Origin of the sequence: Pseudohongiella sp. O18, assembly GCF_021729085.1 — a bacterium.
Taxonomy (GTDB): domain Bacteria; phylum Pseudomonadota; class Gammaproteobacteria; order Pseudomonadales; family Pseudohongiellaceae; genus Pseudohongiella.
On sequence record NZ_JAJSAR010000001.1, the window covers coordinates 149,394 to 161,986 of the forward strand.

Sequence of the window (12,593 nt, forward strand, 5' to 3'; positions counted from 1 at the left end):
CCACTCGAATCATATAGAGTTTATGTCAACAATAATACCAGCGGATAGCATCATGCCCATATCAAAAGCCCGTCGAAGCCCATCAATTATGAACAACATCATGTCTGGCAGAATCTCCGCATTGCCGCTTGGCCTGAGCCTGATCGGTCTGGTGGCTGCGTGCAGCCCGTCTGAAGACGCCTCCGAAGCAGGTATCGCTACCTACCATGCCGAACAGGCTGAGCGAGGCGCCATGGTTTACCAGGCGCAATGTGCTCTTTGCCATGGCACAGCGCTGCAGGGCGGTGGCGCGGGGCCAGCCTTGAGCGGCGAGGCATTTGACAGCCGCTGGTCAGACCAGTCCATGAGTGCGCTGGTCCAGCTGATCAGCACCAGCATGCCTCCGGCAGGTTCCTCGGACCTGAGCCAGGAGGACTATCTGGACGTTACCGCCTACATACTGCAGAACAATCAGATTCTGGCCGGTGAACAGGCCCTTGTGGCTGACAGCAGCTACACATTGAGTGATTTTCCGCGCAGTACTGCCGCCGCCGCTGCCCCCACAGAGTCTGCCAACAGCGTGTTCCCGCAAGGGTCTGCTGAGCAGGAGGAATTGGGAGTGACCGTCGCCGGCACAGTAGAAGACTTTACGCCGCTGTCCTCCGCAGAGCTGATGAACCCTTCTCCAGAAGACTGGCTGATGTGGCGCGGCAATCCGCAGGCCTGGAGTTACAGCGCTCTGGACCAGGTCAACGTAGACAACGTCAACTCGCTGCGGCTGGAATGGGTGTGGAATATGCATGAAGGCGACTCAGAGCCAGCGCCAATTGTTTATGACGGGATCATGTACCTCATTAACCCCGGCAATGTCATTCAGGCTCTGGATGCGCGAAATGGTGAGCTGATCTGGGAGCATGCGGCCGGACCCAACAGTGGCGAAGATATGCGCAGCATTGCCATCTATGACGACAAGATCATTCAGGCAACCACCGATGCCCGCCTGGTCGCACTCAATGCCCGAACCGGAGAACAGGTCTGGGAACAGGTTGTCGCCGACAGCAGCAAAGGTTTTGCCAACTCAAGCGGCCCGCTGATTGCAGACGACAAAGTCATCGTGGGCCTGGCCAATTGCGCAACTTACATCCCTGAGGACTGCTATATCAGCGCCTATAGCGCGGATACCGGAGAGCTTCAGTGGCGCTTCAATACGATTGCCAAGACTGGCGAACCTGGCGGCGACACCTGGGGTGATCTGGATGACCTTTATCGTGCTGGTGGTGAGACCTGGATCACTGGCAGCTATGACCCGGAAACACGCCTGACGTACTGGGGGGTTGCGCAGGCAAAACCCTGGGCGCCACCCAGCCGCCACATGTCCATACACGATGCTGGCCTCTACACCAACTCCACCCTCGCGATTGATGTCGATACCGGCGAGCTGGCCTGGCATTTCCAGCACGTGCCGGGCGAAGCCCTGGACCTGGATGAAGTGTTCGAGCGCGTTCTTGTCGACCGTAATGGACGAAAGCTGGTGCTGTCGCTGGGCAAGCACGGCATCCTGTGGAAGAACGATCGCGAAACAGGCGAGTTCCTGGGCTTCAAGGAAACCATGTATCAGAACGTGTTCAGCCACATCGACCCTGAGACCGGTGCCGTGACCTATCGGGAGGATATCGTCAACGCACAGCTTGATGAGTGGATTCCGGCCTGCCCCAGTAGCGCCGGTGGCAAGAACTGGCACTCCATGAGCTACCACGCACCAAGCAACTCTCTGATTGCACCCCTGAGCCAGACCTGTCTGGACAACCGTGCCCGGGAAGTCGCTCTGGAACCTGGCTCCGGCGGACTGGCCAGCAACCGTCGATTCTATGAAATGCCTGATACCAACGGCAACCTGGGCAAGCTCGCAGCCTACGATGTGGACACTATGGAAGAGCGCTGGAGTTACGAACAGCGCGCCTCGTTCATAACCGGCGTGCTCTCCACTGCCGGCAATCTGGCATTTGTGGGAGACCTGGACCGACGCTTCCGCGCGTTTAACGCCGAGACAGGGGACATTGTCTGGGAAACCCGGCTTGGCACAGCTGTACAGGGCCATCCTCTGACATTCAGCATCGACGGCAAGCAATACATAGCAGTTACAACCGCGAATGGTGGCACGAGTCCCAGAATGGTGCCACGGGTGGTAGCAACTGACATTAACCCACCGCGTAGCGGCAATGCCGTGTACGTGTTTGCTCTACCCTGAGCTGCAAAGTCCGCTGGAAGTCGGTAACACGCAAAAGCAACTTGTTACCGTTTCCAGCAGTCCGGGAGCAGATTTTACTGCAACGGGTAGAACAACAGTAAAACGGTGAGGGTGGTTACGCCAACAATTATGTTCATCGGGATACCTGCACGCAAAAAGTCAGAAAACCGGTAGCTACCTGGGCCGTAAACCATCAGGTTGGTCTGATAACCCAGTGGCGTCGCGAAACTGGCCGATGCCGCTACCATGATCGCGAACATGAAAGGCTCTGGATCAAGCCCCGCTTGCTGCGTGATGGCCAGCGCCAAAGGCACCATGATCACTGCGGCCGCATTGTTGGTGATTACCTCGGTCAGCAACGAGACCGCTGCGTATATAAGCACCAGCAGCAACCATGGACGCCCACCACTCAACTCCACAATAGCCAGGGCCAGCGCCGCCGCAACGCCAGTTTTTTGCAGGGCCGCACCCAGGGCGAATGAAGCGGCAATAGTGATCAGCACTGGCAATTCAAGACTTTTCTCCGCCTGGCTGATTGTCAGGCAGCCTGTGGCCATCATGACACCGACTGCAATAAGTGCAGCATCCAGCATGCTCACCAGATTCATTCCGGCCGCGCCTACTGCCAGCAGCAGGATGGTCCAGGCCAGTCCAGCCTTCTCGTGCCTCGGCGCGACTTTATCCAGATCGTTGACGACCAGAAAGTCCTTGTTGTACTGCTGACGCGTAACAAACGCAGGACGGGCCTCCAGCAACAGCGTGTCACCTGGTTTTATAATGATATTGCCCAGGTTGCCCTCTATACGCTCACCGTTTCGGGCCAGTGCCATGACAACCGCACCATAGCGATCATGGAATCGCGAGCTTCGAATGGTCTCGCCAACTGCCGCACATGACTGGGAAACAACGACTTCTATCAGCCGCCGCTCTGCGCGGTCCTGCTGCATCAGGGTATTCTCGCCGGCAGATGCCGTCAGGCCATTAATGCGTAGTAGATCTGTCACGGCCTCTGTTTCCCCGGCGAATACCAATCGGTCACCCGCCAACAATGTCTCTTCAGATGGCGCGGCAGTAACCACCGAATCACCACGGCTGATTTCCACCAGGTATAGTCGCTCCAGATCTCGCAGACCTGCCTTTTCAACGGTCAGTCCAACCAGAGGACCATGGGGGTCGACAGCTACCTCAACAGTAAATTCACGCATGTTGGCAAACGGTCTGCGGGCACTTCGATCGGGCAGAACCCTTGGCAGGACCAGCAGCATGAATATAGCGGAGACCAATGCAACAGGCAGACCAATCATTGTGATGGAGAATATGCCAAACGCATCATTACCTGTGAGCGATTGATATTGACCAGATACAACCAGGTTGGTGCTGGTGCCGATCATGGTCAGTGTTCCACCTACGATGGCAGCATAACTAAGAGGTATCAGCAGGCGCGAAGGCGCAATACCTATCTTGCGTGACCAGGAATTGATGGCCGGTATCATGGTGGCCACGACGGGTGTGTTATTGAGAAATGCACTCAGCGGCAGCACGGGCAAAAACAGGCGCAGCATGGCGCCTCTTATGGACTGTGGTTTACCCAGAAAACGATTGACCAGCAGGTCGATGCCGCCCGAACCATGCAATCCGGCGGCGACCGCAAACATTGCCGCGACTGTAATCAGCCCGGGATTCGCGAATCCTGCAAGCGCCTCAGTCGGCGTCAGAACCCCGGCCAGACTCAGGATTGCCAGGGCCGTCATCAGTACCACGTGAGCGGGCAATCGAGTAGTGATCAGCGCCAGCAGAACGCCGGCGGTCAACCCGAGAGACAACAATGCCTGCCAATCCATAATAATTCACCTGAAAGCCCATTGAGGGAAGGAACGGATTGGCAGTATAGAGCAGCGTTTATATTACATAAAAGAATATTTAATTATAATTAAATCGACTTTGAGACTAAAAAGTCTGTGCCAAAACACCGCGGCGATAGTCATCCAGCGCCTGCTCAATCTCCTGACGGGTGTTCATTACGAACGGCCCGTACTGGACGATCGGCTCGTTTAATGGCTGACCCGCAAGTACCACCACACGTGTGTTGTCCGCCAGCGTGCGCAGATCAATGCGACTGCCATTTCGAGACATTCTTGCCAGCTTGCCTCGCTGCACACGACTGCCCTGCTCGCCCAGTGCTATTTCGCCTTCATAGACATAGATCAGGGTTGTGGCGCCGTCATTCACTTCAATGGTGTGCGTATCCGACGCCTTGTCGAAATGCAGATCAAGGTATACCGGCTCTGTGTCAGGCCTGGAGACCAGCCCCTCCAGCAACTCTCCGTCCAACTGTGCACGCCCTGCGATCAGTTTGCCGGAGACTGCGGCACCGGCGTATTCCGGAATGCTTGCCGAAGGAATATCTCGGTAGTCCGGCGCCTGCATCTTGCTGTGTGCCGGCAGGTTGAGCCAGACCTGAAAGCCGCGCATACGCCCTTCAGTCTGCTTGGGCATCTCTGAGTGTATGATGCCAGCGCCCGCAGTCATCCACTGCACATCGCCGTTTTGCAGATCACCTACATTGCCCATGTGATCCTGATGCTCCATATGGCCCTGCAACATATAGGTAATAGTTTCAAAACCCCGGTGCGGGTGCGGTGGAAAACCACCGATATAGTCGCTTGCCTCAGCGGAGCCGAATTCATCCATCATCAGGAAAGGGTCAAACCGCGCCGGATCACCGGCCCCTCCGAACACTCGGAGCAGTTTTACCCCATCGCCGTCTGAAGAAGGGCGAGCGACAATCAGTTCTTCCAGTTTTTTCGCCGTCATGATCAATCTCCTGTGAACGCATCGATCAACATTTTAGATACCATTATAATAGCCGCAACAATTTGATGTTATGATGCAAAAAAACCGACCCATACATTAAATTTTTAGATATAACTATGAAGCAGCCACGTATATCCCTGGAACAGTGGGCAGCATTTGTTGCTGTGGTCGATGAAGGCAGCTTTGCCCGGGCTGCCGAGCAACTCAACAAAAGTCAGTCAAGTATCAGCTATGCCATCTCCCGTATCAACGAGCTGCTACCCACTGCCGTCCTGACACTGTCCGGCCGCAAAGCCACATTGACGCGTGAAGGCAAGGTCATGTATCGACGTGCCAAGCAGTTGTTACAACAGGCACAGACTGCCGAGCAAGTGGCAGCCACACTGGCACGTGGCACAGAACCTGAGGTTGTACTGGCCGTCGATGGCCTGCTGGAACCGGGGCAGTTACTGCCAACTCTGGAGAAGTTCTCAGCGGCATTTCCGATGACCCGATTGCGAATCCTGGAAACGCAGCTGTCAGGCACGGAAGAAGCCATCCTGGAGCGCAAGGCTGATGTAGTTATCAGTCACCAGGTGCCCGTGGGCTACATGGGAACCCCGCTCAAAGTGGTGCGCATGATTCCGGTCGCGCATCCAGATCACCCCTTGGCGCAGCAGCATGAATCCACGGGAATCAATGATTTTGAGCTCCGCAGCTGGCGGCAGATTGTGCTGCGCGACAGTGGTCAGCGCCGTGAACAGGATGCCGGCTGGCTAGGTTCGGAACAGCGCTGGACTGTCAGCCACTTTTCTACCACGATCAAAGCGCTGCGTGCCGGACTTGGATTCGCCTTCTTGCCCACGGACTGGGTGAAGCGAGAGCTTGCAAGTGGTGAACTGAAGCAGTTAAGCCTAAGTATGGGCGCCGAGCGGCGTCTGCCTCTCTATCTTGTGATGGCGGCGGCTGACAGCGTCGGACCAGCGACCAAAGCGCTGGCCCGACTACTCATCGAATCGCTTGGTGATCAGTCGGAAACTGGCTGACGCCGACGATCCATCACGCGGTCAAACACAGCCCAGTTATCAGGCATCAGATCTGTTTCAGCACTGACCTCAGTGCCTATCAGCAGATAATTGCGCTCGGCATTGCTATAGGGCAGCCATTCTGCCTGGCCAGGCGCAGACGGCTGACCATGGTGAGCAAAGTTGACCCAGTAATCGGACATGATGTCTGCCAGACGATAATCCAGGGCTGTACCACGCGATGACAAGGTCTGGACATTGTTAAATGCGTAGGCAATTTCAGAGGCATGGTAGGCCCCAAGGTTCGCTTCAGCGGCACCGGGTGGTTGATGCGTAAAGTAGTATAGGTACGCGGGCTGCCCAACATGTCGAGTCAGATTTGCCCAGGTCACCATATTCCAGCCGAAGGTGGCGTCACGAAAACTGGCCAGCACTGATTCGCGGATATTGTCCTCAGGGTAAACATCCAGCACCAGGTCAGCGAAGTCGCCAAACTGCGCCTGCAGTCTTGCACGATAGGCTTCGGCCGTTGATGGCAGATTGGCCGCCGCCCCCAGCGTAGTGCCCTCGTCGCTGTTGAACCCCACCATCACGGGAACTGCGCGTTGTCTGCCTTCAGAAAAAATCTCATACGGCTGGGCGGGAATGATCCAGCCATCCACAATGCCGTCCGTGCGGAATCCAGCTGCCATCGCCTTGTCCAGCAGTTCCCGGCCGGGCATGTTGCGCAGGTCCGCGAGGCTGGCTGCGCCCAGCTGCGTTGCCAGTTCAACTCCTGAATTGATGGCGGGAGGGCCCGCTGAGGTCTGACGATCCAACGCAACCCGGGTATCAAGACGGGCCCCACTTTGGGCAATTACTTTGTGAAACAGCCCTTCGGTCAATGGACTGGCTGTTAACAGATTCACCGACCAGGCACCCGCTGACTCCCCGAAGATTGTGACGTTGTCCGGATCGCCGCCGAACGCAGAGATATTCTCTTGCACCCAGCGAAGTGCCTCTATCTGGTCAAGGATGCCGTAATTGCCTGCTGAAAACTCTGGTGATTCGGAAACCAGCTCAGGATGAGCAAAAAAGCCGAACACACCGAGGCGGTAATTGATCGTAACGACCACCACGTCTTTGGCGGCCAGGTTGGTGCCGTCGTAGGTCTCGATCGCGCCTGAGCCACGCGTCAGCGCACCGCCGTGAATCCAGACCATGACAGGCCGGTCGGCCCCGGGTTCTGCTGCACTCCACACATTGAGGTATAGACAGTCCTCGCTGCTGACACGTGCGGGTCGGTAAAAGAAAGAACCTTCTGGATAGGGCTGCTGAAGGCAGTCCGGACCAAAACTATCAGCCAGTCGCTCCCCCTGCCAGGAGGGTGCGGGTTTTGGTGCCTGCCAGCGTGCCTGACCTACGGGTGGCATTGCATAGGGTATGCCCTTGAAGATGGATACCTGAGGATGCCGCTCCGAAGCGGTTCCAAGCAGCGCACCCTGAGGCGTGTCGAGACGGACCAATGCTGTCTGAGTGGGTTGTTGCGCTACGATTGCGCCGGCCCACAGGCCAACGGCGGCAACGAGGAGCGTTTTCAACGTCTTTCTCATGTCCAGTTCCTGTTATTCTGCTGATTTTGACGGAGACCAGACGATGCAGGAATTTGGCATGGAAAACAAGTATTCCGCCAGGCGATGCTCAGCTTTGCATCTCGTTGCGGATGGCAGACAGGTTCTGTTGGGCTGGCTGGTAATCGGGCTGAATCGACAGTAACTGTTCCAGCACACTGGCAGCACGGGCCAGGTCACCCTGTTGATAGAGCCAATTGCTATAGCCCATCGCGATAACAGCCTGATCAGGCCACTGTTGGTAGCCCGCCTGCCAGGCTGCTCCGCTTAGTTCCGGATGCAGCCGCTGAAAATCTGCCACTGCCATAAAATAATCTGACACTTCCGCCGAGGCTGGTAGATCTCCTGGTGTCAGCGCTACATAAGCCCAATGCTCGGCTCGCTGCCAGGTCCGCTCGAACACCGGCAGCGCCACCCGATGTTCACGAACGGTGCCTGAGCGAAGAATTAACTCCTGTTGTTCAGGGTCAAATCCAACAACAACCGCATAGTGCCATTGTGGCAACACGCTTAGTCCCAGATTCTGAAACACCAGCACCGGGTTACCTGCATCCAGTTCATTGATGATGGCAGTCAGCGTGCCCGGTATAACGTATGGAATGCGCTCAAACGTTCGCGTCGCCGCCAGCATTTCCACCTGCAGAGAGCCCTGCCTTGATGGAATATAAACGTGGGAAACGAGCTCATCTGGCTGCACGGCAACCTGATTGTATTGCAGGATTGTCGCCAATGCGGCCGGACCACACTGGTAAAGCTCCTGAGGAAAAAAGGGGACATCGACCAGTTCGACACCCTCAGGCAACTGGTCAGACGGACGGGACAGCAGCTGCTGACTTTGTGGTGTCGCAGCACACGCTACCAGCAGGAAGGCGAGAAACAGGAGAAAAGGCACCCGCAAGCGGGTGCCTGATCGCATTGACATCAGAGTCCCGGGAAAATATCGGTAACGCCAGCGATGTCCAGCAGCATGAAGATTACCAGCAGGAACAGAACGGTTTCCAGCAGGCCCTCACCCGCAGGCAGCTCATCTATCTGTGCTGAAAGCGCTGCCAGTTCCGCCTGGCTCATCGCGTTTACACGCGCCTGGGCATCCGCAGCATCCACGCCACGAGCGGCCAGTTGAGCCTGCACATCGGCTCGACTCAGAAAGTTATTTACCGAGGCTCGCTGATCAGCGACCTGCATCTCCTGCATCAGCTGTTCGGTAGTTACCATGGTTTGCGGCGCAGCGTATGCCTGCTGGAACATTGCTCCGAATGCAAAAACTGTAGCCAACATCCAGGTCGTGACGGACTTAAGTGTTCTGATTTTCATGACTGACTCCTTTTCATTGAAAACAAAATTTACTGCTATCGAACATCTATGTTCAACGGGCAAGCCACCGGAATTATTCCGAGGGCGGTACCTGGTGGACATAGATATCCCGCTGCGGGAACGGAATACTCAAACCTGCTTTATCAAATTCTTTGTAGACCAGCTCATTCATACGGAAATGGACACCCCAGAAATCGGCCGCGTTCACCCACACCCGTACGACAATATTGACAGAGCTGTCTGCAAGCGCCGACACGGCCATAAAAGGGGCCGGGTCTTTGAGGATGCGATCATCGGCTTCAATCAAACGCCCCAGAACACCGTATGCCGTGTCGACGTCGTCGCCGTATGCGATACCAAAGGTCCAGTCGACCCGTCGCGTAGGCTGTGCTGAATAATTGATCAGAGAGCCCGTGGACAAAGGCCCATTGGGAACAAATATCGTTTTGTTGTCTGGAGTGGTCAGCTCGGTGACAAAGATCTGGATCTCCTTGACGGTTCCCATATGCCCTTGAGCTTCAATAAAGTCACCGACCTTGAAGTACTTGAAAAACAGGATCATGACGCCGCCAGCGAAGTTCTGCAGCGTGCCTGACAGGGCGAGGCCGATGGCCAGACCAGCCGCACCAAGGATGGCTATAAAGGATGTCATCTGAACACCCAGCACACCCAGTGCCGTGATATATACCAGTACCTTCATCAATATCGACATCAGGCTGGCCAGGAAGGAAGCCAGTGATGGATCAACTTTGCTGCGCTTCAATAAGCGTTTGACCAGGCCAACCAGGATGCTGACGACCCACAGTCCAAGCACCAGAGTGGCCAGCGCACCAACAATTCGTGGACCGTAGGTCAACGCGTAGCTGATGAATACCTCGGTTGAAAAGTTAAGATTCTCTAGTGATTCCATAGTTGTTATTGACTCCCGGAAGGCTTGATGGACACGGACGACATGGCCTGTTTCGCAACATTAACCTACACATCAACTGCGGCTGTCAAACAACTTTTTGCCATGCTTGTCTCGCCGCCGGTCTGACCGCATAATGACTTTTCGCACGCTGTGCCAGGTCAATTTACTGAAAATAGCTGTGTTGTCTGTCGGACGCAGACGTATTGCCAGGAGAGTATGATGTTGCACGCGAGATTGCACTCGACAATTAGAACAGGCCGAACCATATGTCAGGCTGTGCTTCTGCTGATGGCCTCTTCCATGACGACCGCGCAGACAGACACTGTGGCTCTGGTGGATGCCCGTATCATCAATGGCACCGGCACAGCCCCGGTTGACGACGGCGTCATAATTATCAACGCAGGCCGGATTATTGCTATTGGCAACTCAAACGATATCGACATCCCTGACCACGCCAATGTGGTGTCCATGGCTGGCAAAACCATTATCCCCGGCCTGATCAATGCACACGGTCATGTCAGTGACGTGCTCGGCCTCGAGTCCGGCCACTACAACACAGAAAACCTGTTGCGTCAGCTGAATCTGTACGCCAGCTATGGAGTAACCACGGTCATCAGCCTGGGCGGCGATGAGCGTGAGGCTTTTGAGCTTCGCGACACCCAGCAAACTCCCGCTCTCGACCGGGCACGGATATACGTTGCGGGCCCCGTCCTGTCAGCCGATTCGCCCGACGAGGCGGCAGCTCTGGTCGACGAAGTTGCCAGGTCGAATCCCGATTTCATCAAGATTCGAGTGGATGACAACCTGGGTCGCACCGCCAAGATGGCACCGGAGGTCTATCAGGCTTTCAGCGATCGCGCCGACCATCACGGCCTTCCACTGGCAGTACACATTTATTACCTGGATGACACGCGACAGGTAATTGAGGCGGGTGGCGACTTTGTCGCCCACAGTGTAAGAGACAGACATGTCGACCAGGCATTTGCCGATCAACTCATAGCGGCAGATATCTGCTACAGCCCGACGTTGACGCGGGAAGTGTCCACCTATATCTATGAGTCGGAACCCGATTTCTTCAGCGACCCCTTTTTCCTCGCTGGTGTTGATAGCGAAATTCTGGACACGCTGCGGGAACCTGCGCGCCAGCAGCGACTTCGCGACAGTGCCATGGCACAGCAATACAAGGCAGCACTGCCAATCGCAATGAGCAATCTCAAGATACTTGCCGACGCCGGCGTGACAATAGCCATGGGCACCGACAGTGGTCCCGCCGCACGTTTTCAGGGATATTTTGAGCACCTGGAAATGTGGATGATGCAGGATGCAGGCCTGACGCCGATGCAGATCATCACCTCTGCCACCGGAGATGCCGCACACTGCATGGGTATCAGCGACGAACTCGGCACACTCGAGGCGGGCAAGTGGGCCGATCTGGTGGTTCTGTCAGCTGACCCGCTCGAAGATATTCGCAATACCCGCAGCATCGACCAGGTCTGGATAGCCGGCAAAGCGCTGCCCCGGCCCGGTTTTTAGCATGGTTCATAGTAGAGATAATTACTGATGGAAGACTTCTGGAACAGTGATCGGACGCAGAGCCTGATCGGCGCAGCCGTGCTGGTTATCGTGTCCATGCTTTCGGTTTATCTTTTGTCGCAGGGCGGCCCATGGTCCGCCGAGTTGAGCCTGATCGCCGGTTTATTCCTGGTCAATATCGTTTGTTTCTTTTTGTCGACGTCAGACTGGGCTCAGCAACAGCGCCACCGGATGATGGTGGTCATCTGGCTGGAAGCGGCAATTATTGTCAGTCTCTATTTCCTGGTCAGCATCAGTTTTGTGGCGATACTGGGCATTATCTGGGTGGTTCAGATCACTGAACTGTTCCCGATCCGCACAACCAGCTGGATACTACTGGCGGCGGTCAGCATCTTTTCATTCACGCAGATCTTCCACTGGAACGACAGTAGCCTGATGCTGGCCTTGACCGGCTCCATCACGCTTAGCCTGTTTCATCTGTTTGCCGTCATAGCAACCTATCGCGCCAAACGCGAACAGGAATTACGCGAGGAAACGGCCGCGCTCAACCGTGAGCTGCTGGCCACACGCGAATTGCTGACCGAGCACTCGCGGCAGACCGAACGCCTGCGCATAGCACGCGATCTGCACGACCTGCTGGGACATCACCTGACCGCACAGATTCTGCAACTGGAGGTTGCAACACATGTCACCGATGGCACTGGCCGACAGAAAGTCGAACAGGCTCTGGCACTTGGCAAACTGCTGCTCAGCGACCTGCGAACAGCGGTCAGTGAGCTGCGCGAGGACGAACCAATCAATTTCCGAGATGCGGTGAAAAAACTCGTCATTGGTGTTCCGAATATCGACATTCACCTGAACTTCAATTCAACACTTGGCGAGATGCACCAGGCGGAGACCCTGCTGCGGTGCACACGGGAAGCGCTCACCAACATCCTCCGGCATAGCGGCGCCAGCAGATGTGATATCAGTTTCAATAGCACAGACAGCCATTATCATCTACAGATCCGTGATGATGGCCGATGCCGCGATTCTGTGACACCTGGCAACGGGCTTAAGGGAATCAAAGAGCGTGTTGAGGAAGCCGGCGGTGATGTTCGCTGGTATGCAGACAGCGGCTTTGTTATCGATATATATCTGCCTCTTGAATCAGAACTGGCCGAAGCCAGTTGATTCAGCCA

At 55.7% G+C, this 12,593-nt stretch carries 10 protein-coding genes; 4 read left to right on the forward strand and 6 right to left on the reverse strand.

All coding sequences use genetic code 11. The features are described from left to right. The first annotated feature begins 52 nt into the window (after positions 1-52). Positions 53-2,227: a PQQ-binding-like beta-propeller repeat protein gene (locus LVD14_RS00640; RefSeq protein ID WP_237132096.1), complete on the forward strand. Its 2,175-nt coding sequence runs from the start codon at positions 53-55 to the stop codon at positions 2,225-2,227. A gap of 74 nt (positions 2,228-2,301) precedes the next feature. Here LVD14_RS00640 and LVD14_RS00645 read toward each other — a convergent pair whose 3' ends face one another. Continuing rightward, positions 2,302-4,068 carry an SLC13 family permease gene (locus LVD14_RS00645; RefSeq protein ID WP_237132097.1) on the reverse strand — a complete coding sequence of 589 codons (1,767 nt, stop codon included), beginning with the start codon at positions 4,066-4,068 and terminating at the stop codon, positions 2,302-2,304. Between the two features lie 106 nt (positions 4,069-4,174). Then, a complete protein-coding gene (locus tag LVD14_RS00650) occupies positions 4,175-5,041 on the reverse strand; it encodes a pirin family protein (RefSeq protein ID WP_237132098.1) in 867 nt (288 codons plus the stop codon). Positions 5,042-5,157: 116 nt separating this feature from the next. On the opposite strand from LVD14_RS00650, the gene LVD14_RS00655 reads away from it, so the two are divergent. Continuing rightward, positions 5,158-6,066: a LysR family transcriptional regulator gene (locus LVD14_RS00655; RefSeq protein ID WP_237132099.1), complete on the forward strand. Its 909-nt coding sequence runs from the start codon at positions 5,158-5,160 to the stop codon at positions 6,064-6,066. Here the strand turns inward: LVD14_RS00655 and LVD14_RS00660 are convergent. From LVD14_RS00660 to LVD14_RS00675, 4 genes are all read right to left on the reverse strand, one after another. Continuing rightward, positions 6,048-7,637, reverse strand: coding sequence for a carboxylesterase/lipase family protein (locus LVD14_RS00660; RefSeq protein ID WP_237132100.1), 1,590 nt, complete (start codon positions 7,635-7,637; stop codon positions 6,048-6,050). The two genes, LVD14_RS00655 and LVD14_RS00660, sit on opposite strands and share 19 nt — an antisense overlap. Before the next feature lie 88 nt (positions 7,638-7,725). Further along, positions 7,726-8,577 carry a PA2778 family cysteine peptidase gene (locus tag LVD14_RS00665; protein ID WP_237132101.1) on the reverse strand — a complete coding sequence of 284 codons (852 nt, stop codon included), beginning with the start codon at positions 8,575-8,577 and terminating at the stop codon, positions 7,726-7,728. Continuing rightward, the gene (locus tag LVD14_RS00670) at positions 8,577-8,969 is read right to left on the reverse strand and encodes a PA2779 family protein (RefSeq protein ID WP_237132102.1); all 393 of its coding nucleotides are present in this window, start codon (positions 8,967-8,969) and stop codon (positions 8,577-8,579) included. Before LVD14_RS00670 ends, LVD14_RS00665 begins: the two co-directional genes overlap by 1 nt. A gap of 73 nt (positions 8,970-9,042) precedes the next feature. After that, positions 9,043-9,879 (reverse strand): mechanosensitive ion channel family protein, encoded by an 837-nt coding sequence (locus LVD14_RS00675; protein WP_237132103.1) that lies wholly within the window; start codon positions 9,877-9,879, stop codon positions 9,043-9,045. A 300-nt stretch (positions 9,880-10,179) separates the two neighbouring features. On the opposite strand from LVD14_RS00675, the gene LVD14_RS00680 reads away from it, so the two are divergent. Both LVD14_RS00680 and LVD14_RS00685 read left to right on the forward strand, forming a co-directional pair. Beyond that, on the forward strand, positions 10,180-11,412 hold the full coding sequence (locus LVD14_RS00680; RefSeq protein WP_237132104.1) for an amidohydrolase family protein: 1,233 nt from the start codon (positions 10,180-10,182) through the stop codon (positions 11,410-11,412). Positions 11,413-11,439: 27 nt separating this feature from the next. Continuing rightward, positions 11,440-12,585, forward strand: coding sequence for a sensor histidine kinase (locus tag LVD14_RS00685; protein WP_237132105.1), 1,146 nt, complete (start codon positions 11,440-11,442; stop codon positions 12,583-12,585). Positions 12,586-12,593 lie beyond the last annotated feature (8 nt).